This window comes from Burkholderia pyrrocinia, assembly GCF_003330765.1.
Lineage (GTDB): Bacteria > Pseudomonadota > Gammaproteobacteria > Burkholderiales > Burkholderiaceae > Burkholderia > Burkholderia pyrrocinia_B.
This window is the reverse complement of record NZ_CP024903.1, coordinates 1,293,226-1,315,458: the sequence shown is the minus strand read 5'-3', so window position 1 is coordinate 1,315,458 and position 22,233 is coordinate 1,293,226. Positions and strand designations below refer to the sequence as shown.

The 22,233-nt window shown below is 69.1% G+C and carries 23 protein-coding genes; all 23 read right to left on the bottom strand.

The genetic code is table 11. The annotated features are described in order from the left end of the window. Positions 1-28 precede the first annotated feature (28 nt). The 23 genes from CUJ89_RS38050 to CUJ89_RS23270 all read right to left on the bottom strand — a co-directional run bounded on the left by CUJ89_RS38050 (position 29) and on the right by CUJ89_RS23270 (position 22,060). Complete coding sequence (locus CUJ89_RS38050; protein WP_161556554.1) at positions 29-400, bottom strand: hypothetical protein; 372 nt, start codon at positions 398-400, stop codon at positions 29-31. 83 nt (positions 401-483) lie between these two features. Then, positions 484-747 (bottom strand): translation initiation factor IF-1, encoded by a 264-nt coding sequence (infA, locus tag CUJ89_RS23375; RefSeq protein ID WP_114179779.1) that lies wholly within the window; start codon positions 745-747, stop codon positions 484-486. Between the two features lie 434 nt (positions 748-1,181). After that, the gene (locus CUJ89_RS23370) at positions 1,182-1,385 is read right to left on the bottom strand and encodes a cold-shock protein (RefSeq protein ID WP_006483056.1); all 204 of its coding nucleotides are present in this window, start codon (positions 1,383-1,385) and stop codon (positions 1,182-1,184) included. Between the two features lie 280 nt (positions 1,386-1,665). Continuing rightward, entirely contained in the window at positions 1,666-2,745 is a 1,080-nt protein-coding gene (locus CUJ89_RS23365) for a Rieske 2Fe-2S domain-containing protein (RefSeq protein WP_114179778.1), read from the bottom strand. Between the two features lie 68 nt (positions 2,746-2,813). Continuing rightward, positions 2,814-5,273: an efflux RND transporter permease subunit gene (locus tag CUJ89_RS23360; protein ID WP_114179777.1), complete on the bottom strand. Its 2,460-nt coding sequence runs from the start codon at positions 5,271-5,273 to the stop codon at positions 2,814-2,816. A 76-nt stretch (positions 5,274-5,349) separates the two neighbouring features. Further along, positions 5,350-6,309: a WD40/YVTN/BNR-like repeat-containing protein gene (locus CUJ89_RS23355; protein WP_114179776.1), complete on the bottom strand. Its 960-nt coding sequence runs from the start codon at positions 6,307-6,309 to the stop codon at positions 5,350-5,352. Between the two features lie 149 nt (positions 6,310-6,458). Continuing rightward, positions 6,459-7,664 (bottom strand): acetyl-CoA C-acyltransferase, encoded by a 1,206-nt coding sequence (locus CUJ89_RS23350; RefSeq protein WP_114179775.1) that lies wholly within the window; start codon positions 7,662-7,664, stop codon positions 6,459-6,461. A 13-nt stretch (positions 7,665-7,677) separates the two neighbouring features. Continuing rightward, positions 7,678-8,163: a MaoC family dehydratase gene (locus tag CUJ89_RS23345; protein WP_114179774.1), complete on the bottom strand. Its 486-nt coding sequence runs from the start codon at positions 8,161-8,163 to the stop codon at positions 7,678-7,680. Beyond that, the gene (locus CUJ89_RS23340; protein WP_114179773.1) at positions 8,163-8,963 is read right to left on the bottom strand and encodes an SDR family oxidoreductase; all 801 of its coding nucleotides are present in this window, start codon (positions 8,961-8,963) and stop codon (positions 8,163-8,165) included. Before CUJ89_RS23340 ends, CUJ89_RS23345 begins: the two co-directional genes overlap by 1 nt. After that, the gene (locus CUJ89_RS23335; protein ID WP_114179772.1) at positions 8,960-10,162 is read right to left on the bottom strand and encodes an acyl-CoA dehydrogenase family protein; all 1,203 of its coding nucleotides are present in this window, start codon (positions 10,160-10,162) and stop codon (positions 8,960-8,962) included. The genes CUJ89_RS23340 and CUJ89_RS23335 overlap by 4 nt, the downstream gene beginning before the upstream one ends. After that, a complete protein-coding gene (locus CUJ89_RS23330) occupies positions 10,159-11,409 on the bottom strand; it encodes an acyl-CoA dehydrogenase family protein (protein ID WP_114179771.1) in 1,251 nt (416 codons plus the stop codon). The genes CUJ89_RS23335 and CUJ89_RS23330 overlap by 4 nt, the downstream gene beginning before the upstream one ends. A 3-nt stretch (positions 11,410-11,412) precedes the next feature. Beyond that, complete coding sequence (locus CUJ89_RS23325; RefSeq protein WP_114181526.1) at positions 11,413-12,303, bottom strand: SDR family oxidoreductase; 891 nt, start codon at positions 12,301-12,303, stop codon at positions 11,413-11,415. Between the two features lie 34 nt (positions 12,304-12,337). Beyond that, positions 12,338-13,489, bottom strand: a complete 1,152-nt coding sequence (locus CUJ89_RS23320; protein ID WP_114181525.1) for an acetyl-CoA C-acetyltransferase — start codon at positions 13,487-13,489, stop codon at positions 12,338-12,340. After that, positions 13,489-14,556, bottom strand: a complete 1,068-nt coding sequence (locus CUJ89_RS23315; protein ID WP_114179770.1) for an acyl-CoA dehydrogenase family protein — start codon at positions 14,554-14,556, stop codon at positions 13,489-13,491. The genes CUJ89_RS23320 and CUJ89_RS23315 overlap by 1 nt, the downstream gene beginning before the upstream one ends. Before the next feature lie 35 nt (positions 14,557-14,591). Then, positions 14,592-15,761: an acyl-CoA dehydrogenase family protein gene (locus tag CUJ89_RS23310; protein ID WP_114179769.1), complete on the bottom strand. Its 1,170-nt coding sequence runs from the start codon at positions 15,759-15,761 to the stop codon at positions 14,592-14,594. After that, positions 15,758-16,561, bottom strand: coding sequence for an enoyl-CoA hydratase family protein (locus tag CUJ89_RS23305; RefSeq protein WP_114179768.1), 804 nt, complete (start codon positions 16,559-16,561; stop codon positions 15,758-15,760). The genes CUJ89_RS23310 and CUJ89_RS23305 overlap by 4 nt, the downstream gene beginning before the upstream one ends. A 25-nt stretch (positions 16,562-16,586) precedes the next feature. Beyond that, positions 16,587-17,687, bottom strand: a complete 1,101-nt coding sequence (locus tag CUJ89_RS23300; protein ID WP_114179767.1) for an NAD(P)H-dependent flavin oxidoreductase — start codon at positions 17,685-17,687, stop codon at positions 16,587-16,589. After that, positions 17,684-18,604: an enoyl-CoA hydratase gene (locus tag CUJ89_RS23295; protein ID WP_114179766.1), complete on the bottom strand. Its 921-nt coding sequence runs from the start codon at positions 18,602-18,604 to the stop codon at positions 17,684-17,686. The genes CUJ89_RS23300 and CUJ89_RS23295 overlap by 4 nt, the downstream gene beginning before the upstream one ends. An 8-nt stretch (positions 18,605-18,612) precedes the next feature. Beyond that, positions 18,613-19,410 carry a CoA-transferase subunit beta gene (locus tag CUJ89_RS23290; RefSeq protein ID WP_114179765.1) on the bottom strand — a complete coding sequence of 266 codons (798 nt, stop codon included), beginning with the start codon at positions 19,408-19,410 and terminating at the stop codon, positions 18,613-18,615. A 10-nt stretch (positions 19,411-19,420) separates the two neighbouring features. Beyond that, positions 19,421-20,314: a CoA transferase subunit A gene (locus CUJ89_RS23285; protein ID WP_114179764.1), complete on the bottom strand. Its 894-nt coding sequence runs from the start codon at positions 20,312-20,314 to the stop codon at positions 19,421-19,423. A gap of 10 nt (positions 20,315-20,324) precedes the next feature. Beyond that, positions 20,325-21,221: a VOC family protein gene (locus CUJ89_RS23280; RefSeq protein ID WP_114179763.1), complete on the bottom strand. Its 897-nt coding sequence runs from the start codon at positions 21,219-21,221 to the stop codon at positions 20,325-20,327. A gap of 199 nt (positions 21,222-21,420) precedes the next feature. Next, entirely contained in the window at positions 21,421-21,837 is a 417-nt protein-coding gene (locus CUJ89_RS23275) for a type II toxin-antitoxin system VapC family toxin (protein WP_236655064.1), read from the bottom strand. Then, a complete protein-coding gene (locus CUJ89_RS23270; RefSeq protein ID WP_114181524.1) occupies positions 21,824-22,060 on the bottom strand; it encodes a FitA-like ribbon-helix-helix domain-containing protein in 237 nt (78 codons plus the stop codon). Before CUJ89_RS23270 ends, CUJ89_RS23275 begins: the two co-directional genes overlap by 14 nt. Positions 22,061-22,233: the final 173 nt, after the last annotated feature.

Below are 22,233 nucleotides of genomic sequence, written 5' to 3'. Positions count from 1 at the left end.
TATGCGAACCGCGTCGCCGCGCGTGCGTTCAGCCGCCGGCCGGTGCGGTTTTCAGCGCGACGGCCTCGGCTACCTGCAGCACGGCACGGGCCCCGAATGCGTGATGGTCATGCACGACTGGCTCCGCGACCATACGAACTACGCGGCGCTGCTGCCGTATCTCGACGAAACCGCATTCACGTACGTCTTCGTCGACCTGCGCGGCTACGGTGCATCTCGCCTCGTGACGATGCCGAATTGCGGGCATTACCCGATGCAGGAATGTCCGCCGTATTTCGCGATGGTCGTCGAGGATTTCCTGCGGGACGCGGCCGCTCGAGCGTTGTGCACGCACGGCGACCGGGAAGATGGTCTTGGCCGCCGCGGCGCGATGATGCCGCCGGCGACCGACGAACGGCACGCAACGTGCCGTCCATCCGGTTGGTCCGGCCGCATGGCCGGACGGGATTCGATCGGCGCGTGCTGCGCGCCGATCGTTGCCGCTCAGCGGCGCGGGCCGCCGTTGCGCTGCGGACGCGGGGAATTCGCGTCCTTGTGGCGGAAGTTGATGCGCCCCTTGGTGAGGTCGTACATCGACAGTTCCAGCGTCACGCGGTCACCCGCGAGAATGCGGATGTGGTTCTTGCGCATGCGGCCCGATGCATACGCGCCCACCACCACGCCGTTTTCCAGCGTGACACGGTATTTGCTGTCCGGCAGCACTTCGTCGACGATTCCGTCGAGTTCCAGCAGTTCTTCTTTTGCCAAACCAATTCCTCCAGACAAGGTGATTGACCGCGGCCGCGGCGATCTGCCGGGCGCCGTTTCCCGCAACGGGACGGCGGCAGGCAGGCTGCCGGGTATCGGTTCGTTCAGACGGGCCACGGGCCTGTCTTGTGATCGGAGCCCGGCGCGTTGCGGCGTTCAGGCGGTCGGTGGCGGCGGCGCAATGGGCGCCGCGCAAGTCGGGACCGCGCCAGCTACGGCATGGCGGCGGTCTGCTCGGGTTGATGCGTTAAAGCGGTGATGCACTGGCGAAGCGGCGGGCGCTTCGCGAGGGCGTTGCGTCACGACCGATGCATCTCGAATGCCGCGATGCATCGGTCGTGCGCATCGGATCGCGCAGGCCGCCGGAACAGCGGCGCCCCACGCGAAAATCCGTTCGATACCGGCCGCCGATTGGCGGCCGATGCCGATGCGGCTTACTGCGGCGTGATGTTCGACGCTTGCAGACCCTTCGGGCCGCGCTTCACTTCGAAGCTGACCTTCTGGCCTTCGGCCAGGGTCTTGAAGCCCGTGCCGCGAATTTCCGAGAAATGGGCGAACAGATCATCGCCGCCGTTGTCCGGGGAGATGAAACCAAAGCCCTTGGTTTCGTTGAACCACTTGACGGTACCGGTATCCACAAATACTTCCTTAATACGAATAATTGAACATGCGCCCACGACAGGCACAGAAAGAATCAAAGAGGGAGAGACCAACGACTGCCGCACGGAGTGCGGCCAATGATGAGCAATCGAACTTCTTGAATACTTCGGTCACGGAAACTACGCTGTCGCGACCATTCCGTCAAGTTCTTTCGATACGACGCCGGCGCACGGTCGTCGCGCGCCTTATGCGGCGGGTGTTGCCGGCCGACGGGGCGAATTCCGATGCTCCCCCTTTTTTCGGCCGGCGCGCCGGTTTTTACTGGGGCTCGAACACGTGATGCAGCGCCGGCGGCGCGTCGCCGTCGCGAATCCGCATCTCGAACGCCTTGCGCGCGACGCTCGTCGGCCGCACGTCGGCCACGTCCAGATAGAACTGCGAATACCAGTCGCGCATCTGGTACAGCGGCCCGTCGCCTTCGCACAGCAGCGGGTTGTCGATCCGCGTCTTGCTGTGCCAGATGTCGACGTCCTCGTAGAACGCGCGCTGCGCTTCCTTCACGTAAGCGTTCGCGATCTCCAGGTTCTGCTCGTCGCTGAGCCCGGCCACCTTCTTCACGATCACGCCGTAACGCAGCTCGAAGCTGTTCATGTCGATCGGCACGTGGCAGTTCAGCAGCACCGAATGGATCGGCTGCCCGTTGCTCTGCCCCGTCATCTGCGTGATGTGCACGGCCGGCCCGAAATACGTCGACAGCGCGGCCAGGCTATCGCCGCCGAGCTTCTCGCTGCGACCGACCAACAGCTGCGTCGCCTTGTGGTCTTCGAACAGGTTCGCGAAATAGTCGATCGGCGCGCGGTGCACGGTCGCGAAGTGCGCGACGTCCGAGATGTTGTCGACCAGTTCGCGGCAATTGGCCTGGATCACCATCTTGTCGACGACCCAGTCCGACCATTCGTCGGAGAAGCACACGTCGAGGCGCGGAATCGCGACGTCCGCCGACGGCGCGTTGCCTTCCGGGTCGTTCCAGACGAACAGCAGGTTGTTTTCCTCGCAGGTCGGCCAGGCGCCGATGCGCGCCTTCGGCGGAATCCGCTTGCAGTACGGGATCGATGCGCACTGCCCTTCGCCGCTCCAGGCCCAGCCGTGGAACGGGCACACGAGGTTGTCGCCCTGCACCGTGCCGAGACTCAGGTCGGCGCCCATGTGCGGGCAGTACGCGTCGACGACGCTGACCTTGCCGGTCGAATCGGCGAACGCGGCGAGCTTGCGGCCGAAGACGTTCAGCGTGTGCGGCTTGCCGTCCTGGTAGTCGCGGGCGAGCCCGAGGCAGTGCCAGCCGCGCGCATAGCGCTGCGCGAGCGGCTGGGCTTCGATCTTGTAAGGGCGTGCGGACATGTGGGTTGACTCCTCTTGTGGAGAGCGCGCGGCGGCCAGCCACGCGCGGGGGAAATGGGGCGCGCCGTTCAGCGCATCGGATTGCCGTGTTCGAGCGCGCGCGACGGTTTCAGCGGCGGCGCGGCCGCCGGCGACGGCTGCGACTCCGGCATGCGGCGCTCGGCGCGCTCGACGCCGAGCCACGCGGCGAGCGCGGGCAGCAGGAACACCGCGCCGAACAGGTTCACGAGGAACATGAACGCGAGCAGCACGCCCATGTCGACCTGGAACTTCAACGCGGAGAATGCCCAGGTGCCGACACCGATGAACATCGTGACGGCCGTGAACAGCGCCGCCGTGCCGCGCTGGCGCATCGCATCGGCAAACGCGTCCGGCAGCGTCGCGCCGTGGCGGATGTCGTGCTGCAGGCGCTCGTACAGGTAGATCCCGTAGTCGACGCCGACACCGACGCCGAGCGTGATCACCGGCAGCGTCGCGACCTTCAGCCCGATGCCGAGGCGCGCCATCACCGCATTGCACAGGATCGACACGAGCGTGAGCGGCACGACGATGCACAGCACCGCGCGCCACGAGCGGAACGTGACCGCACAGAGCAGCGCGATCGCGCCGAAGATCGACAGCAGCATCGCGATCTCCGCATCGCCGACGGCCTCGTTGGTCGCGGCCATCACGCCGACGTTGCCGCCCGCGAGCCGGAACGCGACGTTCGGCGTCGGGTTTTCGGCCGCGAAGCGCTTGATCTCGTCGACGATGTGCGCGATGGTCGTGCCCTCGTGGTTCTTCGTGTAGATCAGCACCTGGATCGCCTTGCAGTTCGCGGTATTCATCCCGTTGTCGGGGTCGAACGCGTTGGAACCCTGCGTGAGCCCGTCGCTGGAGCGCGGCAGCGCGGCCCAGCGCGGGTTGCCTTCGTTGAACGCGGCGATGAACACCTTGCCCTGCGACGACACGCTCGTCACCGACTGCACGCCGGCCACGCCGCGCATGTTCATCTCGAACTTCTCGATCGCGCTCATCACCGGGTAATGCAGGCACGCGTCGTCGAAGCCGGTCGTCTCGACGATCACCGACAGCACGTCCACGCCGATGTTGTACTGGTGCGTGATCGCCGCGTTGTCGATGTTGTAGCGCGAGTTCGTGCGCAGCTCCGGCGCGCCGGTGCCGATGTCGCCGATCTCGAGCTTGCGCGATTCGAGCGTGCCGTACGCGAGCAGCGCGAGCGCCACCGCGAACACGCCGAGCGCGGGCGCCGGCCGCGCGAAGGTCGCGAAGCGCGACCACATCCGGCCGCCGCCGGCCGCCGCCGTGCGCTGCGCGCGCGCCAGCGTGCCGCGTTCGAGACGCGTGTACGACAGCAGGATCGGCAGGAACACCTTGTTCGTGACAATCATCAGCAGCACGCCGAGGCAGGCGGTGATGCCGAGTTCGCGCACGATGTCGATCCTGATCCGCATGATCACCATGAACCCGAGCGCGTTGGTCAGCAGCGCGACGGTGCCCGGCACGAACAGCTTGCGGAACGCGTCGCGCGCGGCGTCGACCGACGACGCGCCGCGCACCAGCGCCTGCTTCCACGCATTGGTCATCTGCACCGCATGCGACACGCCGATCGAGAAGATCAGGAACGGCACGAGGATCGACATCGGGTCGATGCCGAGCCCGAGCAGCGGCAGCGCGCCGAGCAGCCAGACGACCGGCAGCAGCGCGACGACCAGCGCCAGCACGGCGGTCTTCAGCGAGCGCGTATAGCCGAACAGCAGCGCGGCCGTCACGACGAACGCAAGCGCGAAGAACGCCATCACGCCCGCGATGCCGTTCTCGACGTCGCCGACCAGCTTCGCGAAGCCGATGATGTTCACGTCGATGCCCTGCTTCGCGTACCTCGCGCGGATCTCCTCGAGCTGGCGCGCGACCGCGCTGTAGTCGAGCCGCTTGCCGGTCGCGGGATCGGTCTCGCGCAGCTCCGCGCGGATCAGCGCCGACTTCAGGTCGTTGCCGACGAGGCGGCCGATCTGCCCCGAGCGCGCGACGTTGCGGCGCACCTTCGCGAGATCGTCCGGGCTCGCGCTCGAGAACTGGCCGGGCACCACCACGTCGCCGCGAAAACCAGCCTCGGTCACCTCGGTGTAGTGGACGTTCGGCGTGAACAGCGAGAACACGCGCGAACGGTTCACGCCGGGGATGAAGAACACGTCGTCGGTCGCATGGCGCAGCGCGTCCATGAACGCCTGGTTGTAGATGTCGCCGTCACCCTTCCAGCGCAGGCTCACGAGGATCGTGTTCGCGCCGGGGAACGCACCCGCATAGCGCTCGAACACCTGCATGTACGGGTGCTGCATCGGGATCATCTTGTTGAAGCCCGGATCGAGCTTCAGGCGCGTCGCAGACAAGCCGAGCGCCAGCGTCACCGCGACGCAGAGCAGCATCAGCAGCCGGCGCTGGCGAATGATCGTGTTGGCGCAGCGCTCGACGAAGGTGGCGAGGCGCGACGCGGGAACGGCTTCAGGGGGGCGTGACAGGTCGTTCATGGAATTCTCTATCGGTACGGACGAGCGAAGCGAAACGAACGGAAGCGGACGGAAGCCGGCGGCCGACGCCGTTGCATCAGGACGGCGACGCAACGAGCGGCGCGACGCCCGCCTCGCCGCCGAGCAGCAGCGCGCCGTGGCCCATGTCGAGCACGGCCGCGAGGCTCTGCACACCGCCGAGCTTGCGCACGTCGAAGGTCAGCCCGCCGTCGCGCGACGCGACGATCGCGCCGCCCTGGCCGACCAGCACGAGTTCGCCGTCGGTGAGCTGGGTCGCGCCGAAGTACGACACCGGCACGCGGCTGTCGACATGCGTCCAGGTCGCGCCGCGATCGATGCTGCGCACCACGTTGCCGCGCATCCCGTACGCGACCCAGTCGCCGTTCGCGAGCATCAGCGCGCCAAACAGCGAGCCGGCGTACGGCGAAGGTAGCTTGTCCCACGTGGCGCCGTTGTCGGGCGAGCGCAGCAGCGTGCCGCTCTCGCCCGCGATCAGCAAGTTGCCGTGGCCGTCGCCGACGATCGCGTTCAGGTGACGGTCGCCCGCCGGCGTCTTCACAGCCTGCCAGTGGATGCCGGCGTCGTCCGAGCGCAGCAACTGGCCGAAGCTGCCGGCCGCGAACAGCGGGCCGTCCGCGGTGCCCCACACGGACAGCAGCGGATCCGAATGCGCGTGGTCCATGTGAACCTCGCGCCAGTGCACGCCGGCGTCGTCGCTGCGGACGATCCGGCCGTCATGGCCGACCGCGATCCCGAGCGTCGGCGTGATGAAGCGCACCTGCGTGAGCGTCGACGCCTCGTCGGGCGCGACCGACGCCGGCCGCCAGTGGCTACCCGCGTCGTCGCTCAGCAGGATCACGCCGCGTTCGCCGACCGCGACGATGCGCGCGCCGGCCCTGGCGAGCCCGTTGATCTGCAGCCGGTCCGCGTGGATCGCTGTGACCGGGAACGCCGGCAGCGGGCGCGGCGAAAACGCGAACAGCGCGGCGCCGAGCACGAGCGCCGACATCGCGAGTCCGGGCAAAGTTCGTTTCATTGCTTGTCTCCTGTGTCTGCGTTCGACGGCGGTTCGCGCCGAAGCGCCAATATCCGTCGCCTGCAAATCTCCGGGCCATCGGTCGTTGCCGCGGCCTCGAATGGTCCTGAATGGCTGGCCGCCGTCGCCGGCAGCCGATCCGGCGCCTGCTACGCGCCGACCTCGAACAGCGCGGCGGCACCCATCCCGCCGCCGATGCACATCGTCACGACCGCGTGCCGCACGCCGCGCCGCGCGCCTTCGAGCAGCGCGTGCATCGTCATCCGCGTGCCCGACATCCCGAACGGATGGCCGAGCGCGATCGCGCCGCCGTCCACGTTCAGGCGGTCGTCGGGGATGCCGAGCGTGTCGCGGCAGTACAGCGCCTGGCACGCGAACGCTTCGTTCAGCTCCCACAGCCCGACGTCGGCCACGGTCATCCCGAAGCGCTCCAGCAGCTTCGGAATCGCGAACACCGGGCCGATGCCCATCTCGTCCGGCTCGCAGCCGGCCACCGCGAGGCCGCGGAACGCGCCGAGCGGCGTCAGCCCGCGGCGCTTCGCCTCGCTGCGCGACATCACGACCACCGCCGCCGCGCCATCTGACAGTTGCGACGCGTTGCCGGCCGTCACGAACTCGCCCTGCTCGACGACCTTGCCGCCGCTCCACGACGGCTTCAACCCCGCGAGCCGCTCGGCCGTCGTGTCGGCGCGCACGCCTTCGTCGCGTGCCGCGCGCAGGTCCTCGTGGCCGGCCGGGTTGCCTTCCTTGTCGAACAGCGCGCGCCGCACGTCGAGCGGCGCGATTTCCGCGTCGAAGCGGCCGGCCGCCTGCGCGTCGGCCGTGCGCTGATGGCTCTGCAGCGCGAAGGCGTCCTGCGCCGCGCGCGAGATCCCGTAGCGGCGCGACACGATCTCGGCCGTTTCCATCATCGCGATGTACGCGGCCGGCTGGTGGTCGAGCACGGCCTGCGAACGCGCGCGATACGCGTTCTTGTGCTTGTTCTGCGTCAGCGAGATCGACTCGACGCCGCCCGCGACGACGATCCGCGCATCGCCCGCGCCGATGCTGCGTGCGGCACTCGCGATCGACATCAGGCCCGACGAGCACATGCGGTCGATCGCCATGCCCGGCACCGACGCCGGCAGCCCGGCCGCCGCGGCCGACAGGCGGCCGATGTTGTAGCCCTGCGTGCCTTGCTGCGCGGCGCAGCCGATCAGCACGTCGTCGACGTCGGCCGGCGCGACGCCCGCGCGTTCGAGCGCCGTGCGCACGACGTGGCCGCCCAGCGCGGGCGCCTCGGTGTCGTTGAAGATGCCGCGAAACGCCTTGCCGATCGGCGTGCGGGCGACGGAAACGATGACTGCGTCTTCCATGGGCTGGCTCTATCTAAAAGTAGTAACGGCTGATCGTGTCGGCAACGCAGCCGGGCTTGCCTTCGCCGTCGATCTCGACGGTCACGCGAATCCACGCCTGCACGCCGCCTTCGAGCGGCTCGACGCGCAGCAGCTCGCCGACGCCGCGTACGCGCGCGCCGACCTTCACCGGCGCGGGAAAGCGGATCTTGTCGCAGCCGTAGTTGACACCGAGCCGCGCGCCGTCGATGCGCACGATCTGCGGCAGGAAATGGTTGACGAGCGACAGCGTCAGGTAGCCGTGCGCGATGCACGCGCCGAACGGGCCGTCCTTCGCGCGCACCGGATCGACGTGCACCCACTGGTGGTCGCCCGTCGCATCGGCGAAGCCGTCGATGCGGATCTGGTCGATCGCGAGCCACGCGCTCGCGCCGAACGTGTCGCCGACGGCCGCCGCGAGTTCGCCGGGATGCGCGAACACGCGGGGCGTCGCGCGGGTGGGGTCGACGGTCGTGTCCATCATGCGTGCTGGCTGCTGACCGACAGCACTTCACCCGTCATGTACGACGCGTAATCGCTTGCAAGAAACACCATCACGTTCGCGACCTCCCAGACTTCGGCGGCGCGCCCGAAAGCTTCGCGCGACGCCAGTTGATTCAGCAAGTCGGCCGGCGCCGACTTCTTCAGAAAATCGTGCATCGCAATGCTCGGTGCGACCGCGTTGATGCGCACGCCGTACGGCGACGCCTCGAGCGCCGCGCAGCGCGTGAGCGCCATCACGCCGGCCTTCGCCGCCGCGTAGTGCGCCTGTTCCGCCTGCGCGCGCCAGCCGAGCACCGATGCGTTGTTGACGATCGCGCCGCGGCCGCGGGCCTGCATGTGCGGCAGCATCGCGCGCGTCATCCGGAACGTCCCGGTCAGGCTAATGTCGATCACGCGCGACCATTCGGCATCGTCCATATCGACGATGCGGGTCGACCCGCCGAGCCCGGCGTTGTTGATCAGCACGTCGACGCCGTCGAGCTTGTCCTGCGCATCGGCGACGAGCGCCTGCACGTCGGCCTCGACCGCGACGTTGCACAGGCGGCCGTAGATCCGTTGCAGCCCCGTTTCGGCGCGCAGTGTCTCCACGGCCTGTTCGAGACGCTTCTCGTGGATGTCGGAGATGAACAGCGCGCGGCAGCCTTCTTCGGCGCAGCGGCGCGCGGCCGCGAAGCCGATGCCGGCGCCGGCGGCGGCCGTGATCAGCACCGATTTGCCGGCGAGCAACTGGTGGCCCGGCACGTAGGTGGGCGCTTTGGCGATCTGGAATTCGGTCATGCGTTACCTCGAGGTTCCCTGGGCATGCCGAGCCCGCGCTCGGCCATGATGTTGAGCTGGATTTCGTTGGTGCCGGCGTAGATCGTGTCCGCACGGGAGAACAGGAATACGCGCTGCAGATGGGTGAGCTTTTCGTCGGCCGGATCGATCACGTTCGCGCGGGCCCCGAGCGCGTCCATCGCGAGCTGGCCGAGGTCGCGGTGCCAGTTCGACCAGTAGTACTTGTAGATCAGCGCCTCGCGGCGCAGCGGCGCGCCGGCCCCGCCGTCGGCCGCGTCCGCGCCCGACAGCATCCGCAGCGCGTTGTAGCGCATCACGCGCAGCCCGGCCCATGCGCGACCGATCCGCTGGCGCAGCACGGGGTCGCGGTCCGCGCCCGATTCGCGCGCGGCGTCGATCACCCATTCGAGCTCGCGGACGAACTGCATCTGTTGGCCGAGCGTCGACATCCCGCGTTCGAAGCCGAGCAGCGTCATCGCGATCCGCCAGCCATCACCGGGCGCACCGACGAGGTCGCGCGCTTGCGCACGCGCGCCGTCGAAGAACACCTCGTTGAATTCCGCGCCGCCGTTGAGCTGTCTGATCGGGCGAATCTCGATGCCCGGCTGGGCGAGCGGCATCAGCAGGAACGACAGCCCCTTGTTGCCCTTCGACGCCGGATCGGTGCGCGCGAGCACGAAGATCCAGTCGGAATCGTGCGCGAGCGAGGTCCAGACCTTCTGGCCAACCACGCGCCACGTGCCGTCCGCATCCGGTTCGGCGCGCGTGCGCACGTTGGCCAGATCCGAACCCGCACCCGGCTCCGAATAACCCTGGCACCAGAACTGCGTGCCGGCGAGGATGCCGGGCAGGAAGCGCGCGCGCTGGTCGTCGGTGCCGCACGCGACGAGCGTGGGCCCGAGCAGCCCTTCGCCGATATGGCCCATCCGCCCCGGGCCGCCCGCGCGCGCATATTCCTCGTGGAAGATCACCTGCTCGGCGACCGAGAAACCGCGCCCGCCGACGCCGCTCGGCCAGCCGAGCCCGGTCCAGCCGCCCCGGGCCAGTTCCCGTTCCCACGCCTTGCGCAGTTCGGGCCACGCTTCCTCGTCGCCGGGGCCGCCGCGGTATTTCAGGCAGGCGAATTCACCGGTCAGGTGCGACTGCACCCAGTCGGCCACTTCGTGCCGCAATTGCTGTTCGCGCGTTTCGCTGTTCATTGGAGTGCTCCTGCGCGCGCGGCCGACGGGCGGGCTGCGGCCGCAACCGGCACAACCCGGGCCGCGGGCGCTTCGTCGCGATACGCCGCGCCGCCGTCGATCGCATGGCATGCGATCCATTCGAGCAGTTGCGGCGTGCTGCCGAACTGCGCGCCCGATGCCTGTGCGCGCTTGAAGTAGAGATGCGGGTCGTATTCCCACGTGAAGCCGACGCCGCCGTGCAACTGGATCGCCTCCTGCGCGCAGAACGCATACGCGTCGTTCGCGGCGGCTTTCGCGGCCGCGATGTCCGCACGCAGCGCGGCACCCGGCGTTGCGCCGGCTTCCGCGTCCCATGCATGCGCCGCGCCGAGCACGGCCGAGCGTGCCGATTCGATCAGCACCATCATCTGTGCGCAGCGGTGCTTGACGGCCTGGAACGACGCGATCGCACGGCCGAACTGCACGCGCTGGCTCGTGTAGTCGAGCGTCAGGTCGAGGCATTGCTGGGCGCCGCCGAGCTGTTCGGCGGCCAGCGCGAGCGCCGCGAACCACGCGGCGCGCGCCAGCACCGGTGCGGCATTGCGGCCGGCCAGCAGCGCGTCGCGGCTCACGCGCGTGTCGTCGAACACCACCCGCGCGATCGGCCGCGTCGCATCGAGCGTGTCGAGCGGCGTGGCGGTCAGCCCCGACGCCGTTGCAACGTCGATCGCGAACAGGCCGATCGACTGCCCTTCGTTCGCGATCCGCGCGGGCATCAGCAACAGGTCGGCGCGCGCGCCGTCGATCACCTGCCCGATCGCGCCCGACAGCGCATAGCCGCCCGCCGTTTCCTCCACGACGACCGGCAGCGGCCAGGAACCTGCCCCCGCGCCGGCCGGCAGGTCGAGCGGCAGCGCCAGCGTCGCGCTGCACGCACCTTCGGCGATCTTCGCGAGCCAGCCGGTCGCCAGCGGCGTGTCGCAGCCGGACAGCGCGGTCGCCGCCAGGCACGCGGTCGAAAAATACGGCACGCACGCGATGCGCCGGCCAAGCTGTTCCATCAGCACCGTCTGCTCGACCGCGCCGAGCCCGAGCCCGCCCGCCGCCTCGGGCAGCGCCAGCGCATTCCAGCCGAGCTCGCCCGCGAGCGAGGCCCACAGCGCGTCGTCTCGGCCGGCCGACTGTTCGATTGCGCGGCGCACGTCGGCGGACGCGCTGCGCTCGGCGAGCACGTCGGCCGCCGCGTCGCGGATCATCGCCTGTTCGTCGGTGAGCGCCAGATCCATGGTTCAGCTCCCGTACACGCGCTGCGCGGGGCGCGCATCGGTGAGCAGTTGCGCGACTGCCGGGCCGACCTCGGCCGCCGCCCAGCGCGCGCCGCGATCGACGCGCGGGCCCGTGCGCCAGCCTTCCGCGACCGCGATCATCCCGCCCGCGACCTCGAACACCTGGCCCGTCACGTCGGCCGACAGCGCGCTGCCGAGCCACACGACCAGCGGCGCGACGTTGGCCGGATCGAAATAGTCGAAGCCGCCGTCCTCGGGCTTCTTCATCATGTCGGCGAACACGCCTTCGGTCATCGACGTGCGCGCGGCCGGCGCGAGCGCGTTCACGCGCACGCCGTAGCGCTGCAGCTCGGCCGACTGCATCAGCGTGAGCGCGGCAATCCCGGCCTTCGCCGCGCCGTAGTTCGACTGGCCGATCGAGCCTTGCAGCCCGGCCCCCGAACTCGTGTTGACGATCCGCGCGTCCACCGGCTGGCCGGCCTTTGCCGCATCGCGCCACACGCGCGCCAGCACGCTCGACAGGCAGAAGTGGCCGCGCAGGTGCACGCGCATCACGTCGTCCCAGTCGGCTTCGGTCATGCTGGTGAACATCTTGTCGCGGCAGATGCCCGCGTTGTTGACGAGCACGTGCACGTCGCCGAACGCTTCGCGCGCCGCATCGACGATCCGCTGTGCGGTGTCGCTCTGCGTGATGTCGTCCGAATTCGCGAGCGCGCGGCCGCCGCCGCTTCCACCTCGTTTGGCGATCTCGTCGCACACGGCCTGTGCCGCTTCGTGCCGGATGTCGTTGACGACGACCGCCGCGCCTTCGGCCGCGAACGCGAGCGCGTATTCGCGCCCGAGCCCGCCGCCCGCGCCAGTGATGATGACGGTGCGTCCGTTACAGATTCCCATGCTCATGCCTCGTGGATCGTGAAAGATGACGCGCTCACAGGCGCTCGATGATCGTGACGTTCGCGAGGCCGCCGCCTTCGCACATCGTCTGCAGCCCGTAACGGCCGCCCGTGCGTTCCAGCTCGTGCAGCAGCGTCGTCATCAGCCGCGCGCCGGTCGCGCCGAGCGGATGGCCGAGCGCGATGCCGCCGCCGTTCGGATTGGTCTTTTCGTGCGGGAAGCGCGTGTCGGCAAGCCACGCGAGCGCGACCGACGCGAACGCCTCGTTCATTTCGACGACGTCGATCTGCGACCCGTCGAGCCCGCTCTTCGCGAGCGCAGCCTTCGTCGCCGGAATCGGCGCGGTCAGCATCCACAGCGGATCGTCGCCGAGCACGCTCAGGTGGTGAATGCGCGCGCGCGGCGTGAGGCCGTAGCGCTTCAGCGCGTCCTCCGACACGATCAGCAACGCGGCTGCCGCGTCGCAGGTCTGGCTCGCGACGGCGGCCGTCAGCGAGCCGCCCGGCGCGAGCGGTTCGAGCGTCGCCATCTTTTCCAGCGACGTGTCGGGGCGCGGCGTCTCGTCGTGCATCACGCCTTCGAGCGGCACGATTTCCCGCTTGAAATGGCCGGCCTCGATCGCCGCGACCGCGCGGCGGTGGCTTTCGAGCGCATAACGCTCCATCGCATCGCGCGACAGGTTCCAGTGATCGGCGATCCGCTGCGCGGCGACGAATTGCGACACCGGCGCATCGCCGAAGCGCGCGCGCCAGCCGGTGCTGCCCGAGAACGGATCGGTGAAGCCGAGCGGCGTCGCGCAGGTCATCGCGGACGAGATCGGAATCTGCGTCATCGTCTGCACGCCGCCGGCGACGACGACATCCTGCACGCCGCTCATCACGGCCTGCGCGGCGAAGTGCACGGCCTGCTGCGACGAGCCGCACTGGCGGTCGACCGTCACGCCCGGCACCTGCAGCGGCAGCCCGGCCGCGAGCCAGCAGGTGCGCGCGATGTTGCCCGCGAGCGGGCCGATCGTGTCGACGCAGCCGAACACCACGTCGTCGTATTCGTCGGCCGGGATCGCATTGCGTTCGACGAGCGTCTTCAGCACGAAGCCGCCGAGGTCCGCCGCATGCACGTGCGCGAGCCCGCCCTTGCGGCGGCCGGTCGGCGTGCGCAGCGCGTCGACGATATAGGCTTGTTTCATCAGCATTCCTCGGTGAAATCGAAAGTCTGCGCGGGGCCGATCGGCAATGCGTCGCCGAGGATCGCGTCGGCCACGCGGGCCTTGTGGAACGCGCTGTCGCCCCAACTGCCGGAGAGCGCCCAGATGCGCTTCATGAAGATCTGCAGATCGAGCTCCCACGTGTAGCCGATCGCGCCGTGCACCTGCATCGTGTGGCGCGCGGCAAGCTGTGCGGCGGCCGTCGCCGCGAGCTTCGCGTGCGACACGAACACCGCGCGCTGCGGATGATCGTCGGCGATCGCCTGCGCGGCGCGCGCGACGACCGGCCGCGCGAACTCGTAGCGGATCGCGACATCCGCGAGCAGATGCTTGAGCGCCTGGTACGAGCCGATCGCCTTGCCGAACTGCTTGCGCTGAGCGCTGTAGTCGAGCGCGACGTCGAGCACGCGCTGCGTGAGGCCGAGCAACTGCGCGGCGACCGCGAACGCGCCGTGGTCGAGCGCGCGATCCAGCAGCGGCGCGGCCTCGGCGGCGCCCGCGATGCGCGTGGCCGGCGACGGCTCCCAGTCGAGCGTGAACAGGCGCCGCGACGGGTCGACGCTGTCGACCGCGCGCCACGCGCACTGCGCGGGATCGACGCGGTGCAGCTCGCCGTGGTGTTCGCACAGGAGCGTCTGCGCGACGTGCACGTCGGCCGCATACGGGTTCACCGGATGCATGAGCGCGACGCGCGCGCGCCCTTCGGCGATGTCGCGCAACAGCGCGTCGCGCCAGTCGCTCGCGGGCAGCCGCGCCAATACGCCGGCCGACACGAGCGCCGTGTCGAGCAGCGGCTCGGGGCTGCCGAAGTAGCCGTAGGTCTGCGCGAGCAGCGCCCATTCCGCTTCGGTCAGGCCGAGGCCGCCGTGCGCCTCGGGCACCGACACGGCGGTCAGCCCCTGCGACGCGAACAGCGCCCACAGCGCATCCGAGCGCCCGGTCGGCGTGGCCCAGAGCTCGCGGATCAGCTCGGGCGTCATCTCGGTCATCAGCAGGCGCTTCACGCTGTCCGCGAGCGCTTCCTGGTCTTCATCGAATACGAAATCCATACGATGTCCGTTCAGTGAGGGGGTCGCCGGCGCCGTTACGCGCGCGGCATGCCGAGCATCCGTTCGGCGACGATGTTGCGCTGGATCTCGTTGGTGCCCGCGTAGATCGTGCCGGCCTGTGCGAACAGGAAGCCGTCGAGCCAGTGGCCGAGCGTCGCGTGCTGCGCAGCCGTCTGCGGGACGACCTCGCCATGCGCGCCGAGGATGTCGAGCGCCGTCTGGTGCATGCGCAGGTCGAGCTCCGACCAGAACACCTTGTTGGTGCTCGACTCCGCGCCGATGTGGCCGCCCTTCAGCAGTCGGCTCGCGGTCGCGTAGGTCGACAGTGCATAGGCCTGCGCATCCATCCACGCCGACACCACGCGCTCGCGCAGCGTCGGGTCGCGGTCCGCGCTGTCGCGGTGCGCGAGATACAGGTCGCGCAGCGCCTGCGCGGTGCGCTGGAACCGCGCGGGCGAGCGCAGCATCAGCCCGCGCTCGAAGCCGGCCGTCGCCATCGCGACCTGCCAGCCCGCGCCTTCGGCCGCGAGCCGGTTCTCGACCGGCACGCGCACGTCGTCGAAGAAGATTTCCGCGAAGCCGGTCTGCCCGTTCAGTTGCCGGATCGGCCGGACCGTGATGCCCGGCGCGGACAGCGGCACCATCAGGAACGTGAGCCCGTGGTGGCGCGACGATTCGGGATCGCTGCGGAACAGCCCGAACAGCCAGTCGGCCCACACCGCGCGGGTCGACCAGATCTTCTGCCCGTTCAGCACGTACTCGTCGCCGATGCGGATCGCCGTCGTGCGGATCGCGGCCATGTCCGAGCCCGCGTTCGGCTCCGACCAGCCTTGCGCCCACACGTGCTCGCCGGCCGCCATCGCGGGCAGGAAGCGCGCCTTCTGCGCATCGGTGCCGAAATCCATCAGCGTCGGGCCGAGCAGGAAGATGCCGTTCTGGTTCACGCGCATCGGCGCGTCGGCACGCCAGTACTCTTCCTCGAAGATCAGCCACTCGATCAGGTCGCACCCGCGCCCGCCCAGTTCGCGCGGCCACGTGACCATGCTCCAGCGGCCCGAGTGCAGCGTGCGCTCCCATTCGCGGTGCGCGGCGAAGCCTTCCTCGGTGTCGAAGCTCGGCAGCCGCTCGCGCGGCACGTGCGCGGCGAGCCATTCGCGGATTTCCGCGCGGAACGCCTGCTGCTGCGGCGTATAGGTCAGTTTCATGCGCGCGCCTCCTCGTCCGGTGCGTCGAAGCGTGCGTCGCGCTTCTCGACGAATGCGGCGCGCGCTTCCGTCGAGTCGTTCGTCATGTACGCCTGCAGCGTGAAGCCCTGCTCCCAGCGGTACTTGTCCTCGAGATCGCCGTCCTCGACGCCGTTCAGCGCCTCCTTCGCGAGCCGCACCATCGCCGGGCTCTTCGCCGCGATCTTGCGGGCGATCGCGAGCGCCGCGTCACGCAGCGCGTCGCGCGCGACGACCTGCTCGACCGCGCCGAGCCGGTACGCCTCGACCGCGTCGATCATGTCGCCCGTGAAGTACATCGTGCGCACCTTCTGCACGCCGAACAGCCGCTGCAGGTGAGCGCCGCCGCCCATCGCGCCGCGGTCGATCTCGGGCACGCCGAAGCGCGCGCAGTCGGCCGCGACGACGATGTCCGCCGCGCCGCAGATGCCGATCCCGCCGCCGAGCACGAAACCGTGCACGGCCGCGATCACCGGCTTCGGGTTGCGGTGCACCGCGCGGAACGTCTCGTAGTTGCCCGCGTTGACGGACACGATCCGCTCCGGATGCGCGGCCAGTTCCTTGATGTCGACCCCCGCGCAGAAGCCGCGACCCTCGCCGCGCACGACGATCACGCGCACGTCGTCGTCCTCGCCGAGCGCGTCGAGCGCGCGGGCGAGCGCATGCCAGCCCTGCGCGTCGAGCGCGTTCACGGGCGGCTGGGCGATCACCAGTTCGGCGATGCCGTCGGCGCGGTCGATCCGGAACGGCATCGCGCCGGCCGGTTGATTGGATGCTGTCATCTCGATTGCCTCCCTGTGATGTTGTTCACGCGGCCTGCGCCGCTGCCGCGCCGCGCAGTGCGGCCAGCGCGTCGAGCCGCTCGCCGGCTTCCGCGACGATCCGCGCGATCAGCGCGTCGCACGATTCGATCGCGCCGATCATCGCCGCCGCCTGGCCGCTCGGCAGCACGCCTTCGTCGGGACGGCCCTCGACGATCGCGCGCTGGATCAGGAACGGCGCGTTCGCGGCCATCAGCGTCTGGCTAGCCGTGTAGTCGTGCTCGCGCAGCGCCTTGAACGCGAGGCCGAGCATCTGGCCCGCGCGCAGCCCGTTCTGGCGCCGCCATGCCTCGGCCGTCTTCAGCGCGAACAGCGTGCGGCGCAGCGGGCCGAAGCGTTCGAGCTTCAGCAGATATGGGTTGTCGATCATCCGTTGCGGCAGCCCGTCGAGTGCGTCCGACACGCGGATGCGCGCCGGGTCGCCGACCGCGACGTAGCGATCGAGCGTCTCCCGCGGCACCGGCGATTCGGCGCTCATCAGGAAGCGCGTGCCCATCGCGATGCCGGCCGCGCCATAGGCCAGCGCGGCAGCCAGCCCGCGCCCGTCGAAGAACCCGCCGGCCGCGACGACCGGCACCCGCACCGCGTCGAGCACCTTCGGCAGCAGCAGCGTGGTCGGCACCGAGCCCGTGTGGCCGCCGCCTTCCGCGCCCTGCACCGTCACGATGTCCGCGCCGAGCTCGACGGCCTTCGCCGCATGCTTCGGCGCGCCGACGGTCGGCATGCAGACGATGCCGGCATCCTTGAAGCGGCGGATCGTCTTCGCGTCGGGCCCGCGGCCGTAGCTCACCGCGCGCAGCCGGTGCTCGATCGCGAGATCGACCACCTGCGCGGCGTTCTTCTGGAACATGTGGAAGTTGATGCCGAACGGCTTGTCCGTCAGCGACTTCACCTTCAGGATCTCGGCCTCGACCTGCTCGGGCTCGAGCGTCGCGCCGGCCAGGAAGCCGAAACCGCCCGCGTTCGCGGTCGCCGCGACGAGCCGCGCGTCGGCCACCCAGCCCATCGCGGTCTGCACGATCGGGTAGCGGCAGCCGAGCAGGTCGCACAGCGGCGTATGCAGCGGGCTTTGCAGCGTCGTGCTCATGCGGCGGCTCCGTTGACGGCGGCCGGCGCCGCCGCGTCGCCGCGCTCCGCGCCGTTCGGCTGGCGCTGCGAGCTGGCCATGCTGCGCGCGTCGTAACCGCCGAGGCGGTCGCCGCTGACGAGCTCGTTGTGCGCATGCGCGAAGTGATGCCATGCGAACGCCGCGTCCATCGCCGCGCGCTTGCCCTGCAGCTCCTCGACGTGGTTCAGCGCCTGCTTGGTCAGTGTGAGCCCGAGGCGCGGCATCGTCGCGATCTTTGCGGCGATCGCGTAGGTCGCGTCGCGCAGCCGCTCGCGCGGCACCACGCGGTTGACCATCCCCATCTGGTACGCGCGCTCGGCCGGCATCCGCTCGCCGAGGAACAGGAATTCCTTCGCGATGCGCGGGTTCAGCTCGTACGCATGCGCGAAATACTCGACGCCCGGAATCCCCATCCGCACGACCGGATCGGCAAAGAACGCATCCTCCGACGCGACGATCAGGTCGCACACCCACGCGAGCATCAGCCCGCCCGCGATGCAGGCGCCCTGCACCATCGCGATCGTCGGCTTCGGCAAGTCGCGCCAGCGCCGGCACATCCCCAGGTACACCTCCTGCTCGCGGGCATAGAGGAATTCACCGCCTTCCTTGTCGACGTGGTCGTACCACAGCGACGCGCGATCGAACGACTCGTGGATGTCGCGGCCCGGCGTGCCGATGTCGTGGCCCGCCGAGAAATGCTTGCCGGCGCCCGCGAGCACGATCGCCTTCACCGTGTCGTCGTGCGCCGCGCGCCGGAACGCCGCGTCGAGCGCATAGGTCATCTTCGAGTTCTGCGCGTTGTGATACTCGGGGCGGTTCATCGTGATCGTCGCGATGCCGTCCTCGACCGCGTAGTCGACGACACCGTCGCCGAACGTCACCTGGGTCGCTTCCATGTCGGACCTCATCCCCGGCGCGGCGCCGGATTGTTGCGCACGATCGTCGCGCGCAGGTTGTGCGGATCGAGCGCGCGCACGATGCGCAAGTCTTCCGCATTCGGCGCGGCCGTCGTGCCGAGTTCCGGATGCGCGATCAGCGGGAAGCCCGTCGCGTCCTGCACCTCGTCGAAGCTCACGCCGGGATGCAGCGAGCGCACGCGGATCGCGTGGTCGGGCCCGCCGAAATCCATCACGCACAGGTCGGTGACGATGCTGCGCAGGTCGACGAAGGTCTTCATCCCGGGCAGCCGGCGCGCCGGGTTGTAGCCGACCGTGCACACCATGTCGACCTCGCCGGCAACGAACGTGCGCTTGCCGTGGCCGCTGACGAAGAACGAGTTCGCGTGGTTCGTCGAGTTGCCGGGGAAGCCGCGCGCGCCAAGCAGTTGAGTTTTCGGGCGCGCGTAGTCGTCGCCGAGCCACGAGATGTTGGCCTGACCGAAGCGGTCGATCTGCGTCGGCATCACGAGCGCGTGGCGGCGGCCGTGCCACAGACAGTCGAACACGCGTTCGTAGGTCATCCAGCCGCTCGCCTTCACGCGATAGCCGTCGGGACGCGGGCCGAGCGGCACCGGCTCCTCGACGAGATACGCTTCGCCGTCGGTCAGCATCAGCCCGTTGTTGTACGCGAGCCGCGCGAGGCCGGCCGCGAGCCGCGGGCCCGTGCCGATGCCGGTCGCCAGCACTTCGCCGTCGTCGCGCCAGAGTCGCGCGGACGCGACGATCATCAGTTCCGCGAGGGAATGGTCGAGAGATTCGCTCACAGGCGCTCCTTTACAGAATCGGCAACGGCAGCGTCGACACATGCGACAGGCCGCCGACGCTTTCTAGATACTGGCGTTCGTCCTGGCCGACCACGTCGCGCAGGTACGCCGCCGTCTTCGCGTCGTCTTCCGCGCTTGCGCAATACGCGCGCAGGTGCGGCAGGTCCCAGCCGTAGGCTGGCCCGCACGACGTCGGATGCGCACCGCCCGGCACGTGCACGACGCCGGTGACGAGCGAACGCTCGAACGGGTTGCGTCGCGCGGCGTCGAGGTCTTCGCTCGCGAGTGACGCGTCGACCGTTTCCGCCGACACGTAGCAGCGCTGCGCGGCGCGCGCCATCCAGGCGTCGAAGAACGGATCGGGGCCGTCGATGCGTGTGTTGCCCATCCGGTCGGCCGCGTTCACGTGCAGCAGCGCGACGTCGAGCTCGATCGCCGGCATCGCCAGCAGCGTCTCGCCGTCGTCGTACGGCGAGCGCACCGTGCGCAGTTCCGGCGCGTGATCGAGCAGCGCGGTGCCGAGCCCGGCGCGCGTCGGCAGGAACGGCAGGCGCGCGGCGGCCGCGCGCAGGCCGAGCTGCAGCATCCCTTCGTCGAGTTCGAGCACGTCGATGCGACCCTGCTCGCGCGCCCGGCGGAAATGCGGTTCGAGCGGAATCACGTCGAGCGACACGAAGCCGAACACCACCTTGCGCACCTTGCCCGCCGCGCACAGCAGGCCGACATCGGCGCCGCCATACGCAACGACCGTCAGGTCCTTCAGGTTCGAGCGCGCGATCTCGCGCACCAGCGCCATCGGCTTGCGCCGCGGCCCCCATCCGCCGACGCCGATCGTCATGCCGTCGGCGAGTTGCGCGACCACGTCGCGCGCGGACATCGTTTTATCGAGAGGTTTCATCGTCATCGTTGCTTGCTTACCGGTATCCGATGCTGAAATCGTGGCCCCACTGGCTCACCTTGGTGGCCTCGAACACCGCATGCTTCGACCAGTCGACCGTGAGGCCGCCGAAGCCGTATTCGAGATCGAAGCCGCCGGGGGTCTTCATGTAGAACGAGATCATCTGGTCGTTGCAGTGCCGGCCGAGCGTCGCGGACATCTTCACGTCGTGCGCGGCCACGCGATCCAGCGCGCGGCCGACCTCGTCCATCGAGTCGACTTCGGCCATCACGTGCACGCAGCCCGACGGCACGGCCATCTCGAACAGCGCGAGGCTGTGATGGCGCGCGTTGCGGCAGTGCATGAAATGGATGCGCTTCTCGGGTTCGGCCGGATCGGGCGTGAACTTCACGCGGAAGATGTCGGACAGCTCGAAGCCGAGCACGTCGCGCACGAACGCGTCGGTGGCATCGAACTGCGGCGCGGGCAGCACCGCGTGGCCGAGGCCCATGTCGCCCGTGACAAAGCGCGGCACGCCGAGCGGCGACACGAAGCGGCGGAAATCGCAGCGCGCGCCCCAATACAGCTCGTGGCGGTTGCCGGACGGGTCGGTGCACCACGCCATCGCCTGCACGCGACGCAGCCCGGCTTCGTCGCGGCTTGCACGTACCGGCTCGACGCCTGCGCGTTGCAGCGCCGCAAGCGCGGCGTCGAACGCGGCGCCGTCGGGCAGTTCCCAGCCCGACGCGAAATAGCGGTCGGTCGCACCGGGGACGATCACGTAACGGAAATCGCGCTCGTCCATCTTCAGGTACAACGCGCCGTCGGGCGCGTCGAGCGCCTGCATGCCCAGCACGTCTTCCGCGTAGCGGCGCCACGCATCGACGCGCGTCGCCTCGACGACGAGATAGCCAAGCGCACGGACATCGATCATGTCGGCCTCCTCCTGGTTCAGAATCCGTTGTTCGTGAAAGGATTCTGGCCGGTCGGGGGTGGTGTTACATCGTCTGTTGGGACGAGAGGCGGCGGGGAATCGTGACGGCGCGGGGAAGCACGGAAGCCCGGCGGAACGGGCTACGTGTGCCGGGAAAGACGGGAAGCGGGAGCAGGTTGCCGCGGTGCGGCAACCCGAATCAATCGAACGGGTTCAGAAGCCGGGCGCCGGTGCGAGCGAAATCGTCGACGTTGCGCGTGACGACCGTGAGATCGTTGATCAGCGCGGTGGCCGCGATCAGTTTGTCGAGTTCGTTCGCCGGATCGGGCACGCGCAAATGCCCCCACATCTGGCTGATCTCGATATCGACCGGCAGGATGTTCGGCGCATAGCCGGACAGGATCGTCGCCATCCATGCTTCGAGCGCCGATGCCTGCGGGTGATCGCCGCGATGACGGATCAGATCGACGCCGCGCCGAAGTTCTGCCACCGTCACGACGGACAGATAAAGCGGGCTTGCGTCGGCCTCTGCCTGCCTGAAGAACGCCCGCACGCCGCGGTTGGTTCGCTTGCCCTTCCTGATTTCGCTGATGACGTTCGTATCAATCAAAAACACGCCTGACCTCGCCGGAATCCTGAACACGTTGGAAATCCGTGTCTTCGCCAACATCGGGCATGCTCATCAGCACTTGCGCAAATGTCCTTCGCTTCGGCCGGCCGAGCGCATCGGCCAGAATGGCCCGATGTTCGGCCTCGGCACTCCTGCCGTTTGCCGCAGCCTGCTCGCGCAGGCTCTGAACGATACTGTCATCCACGTTACGCACCAGTAGATTTGCCATAGGTCCCTCCATCCAGATTGCTATCAATGATAGCGCCATGAGCGTGAAATGCAAGCATTGCTATCATCGTCATGAATGGACAGAAGACGGTGTGGTTGGCGTCGGCGAACGGCAACGGCCGGCATGAATCCATCCGGCTTCCGCCGCTCGCCCGACACGTCGAACTGCTGTCC

Excerpts from the sequence above, each read along its gene's own strand:
- CUJ89_RS23365 (WP_114179778.1), bottom strand. The coding sequence starts at position 2,745 with ATGTCCGCACGCCCTTACAAGATCGAAGCCCAGCCGCTCGCGCAGCGC.
- CUJ89_RS23360 (WP_114179777.1), bottom strand. The coding sequence starts at position 5,273 with ATGAACGACCTGTCACGCCCCCCTGAAGCCGTTCCCGCGTCGCGCCTC.
- CUJ89_RS23355 (WP_114179776.1), bottom strand. The coding sequence starts at position 6,309 with ATGAAACGAACTTTGCCCGGACTCGCGATGTCGGCGCTCGTGCTCGGC.
- CUJ89_RS23350 (WP_114179775.1), bottom strand. The coding sequence starts at position 7,664 with ATGGAAGACGCAGTCATCGTTTCCGTCGCCCGCACGCCGATCGGCAAG.
- CUJ89_RS23345 (WP_114179774.1), bottom strand. The coding sequence starts at position 8,163 with ATGGACACGACCGTCGACCCCACCCGCGCGACGCCCCGCGTGTTCGCG.
- CUJ89_RS23340 (WP_114179773.1), bottom strand. The coding sequence starts at position 8,963 with ATGACCGAATTCCAGATCGCCAAAGCGCCCACCTACGTGCCGGGCCAC.
- CUJ89_RS23335 (WP_114179772.1), bottom strand. The coding sequence starts at position 10,162 with ATGAACAGCGAAACGCGCGAACAGCAATTGCGGCACGAAGTGGCCGAC.
- CUJ89_RS23330 (WP_114179771.1), bottom strand. The coding sequence starts at position 11,409 with ATGGATCTGGCGCTCACCGACGAACAGGCGATGATCCGCGACGCGGCG.
- CUJ89_RS23325 (WP_114181526.1), bottom strand. The coding sequence starts at position 12,303 with ATGGGAATCTGTAACGGACGCACCGTCATCATCACTGGCGCGGGCGGC.
- CUJ89_RS23320 (WP_114181525.1), bottom strand. The coding sequence starts at position 13,489 with ATGAAACAAGCCTATATCGTCGACGCGCTGCGCACGCCGACCGGCCGC.
- CUJ89_RS23315 (WP_114179770.1), bottom strand. The coding sequence starts at position 14,556 with ATGGATTTCGTATTCGATGAAGACCAGGAAGCGCTCGCGGACAGCGTG.
- CUJ89_RS23310 (WP_114179769.1), bottom strand. The coding sequence starts at position 15,761 with ATGAAACTGACCTATACGCCGCAGCAGCAGGCGTTCCGCGCGGAAATC.
- CUJ89_RS23305 (WP_114179768.1), bottom strand. The coding sequence starts at position 16,561 with ATGACAGCATCCAATCAACCGGCCGGCGCGATGCCGTTCCGGATCGAC.
- CUJ89_RS23300 (WP_114179767.1), bottom strand. The coding sequence starts at position 17,687 with ATGAGCACGACGCTGCAAAGCCCGCTGCATACGCCGCTGTGCGACCTG.
- CUJ89_RS23295 (WP_114179766.1), bottom strand. The coding sequence starts at position 18,604 with ATGGAAGCGACCCAGGTGACGTTCGGCGACGGTGTCGTCGACTACGCG.
- CUJ89_RS23285 (WP_114179764.1), bottom strand. The coding sequence starts at position 20,314 with ATGACGATGAAACCTCTCGATAAAACGATGTCCGCGCGCGACGTGGTC.
- CUJ89_RS23280 (WP_114179763.1), bottom strand. The coding sequence starts at position 21,221 with ATGATCGATGTCCGTGCGCTTGGCTATCTCGTCGTCGAGGCGACGCGC.
- CUJ89_RS23270 (WP_114181524.1), bottom strand. The coding sequence starts at position 22,060 with ATGGCAAATCTACTGGTGCGTAACGTGGATGACAGTATCGTTCAGAGC.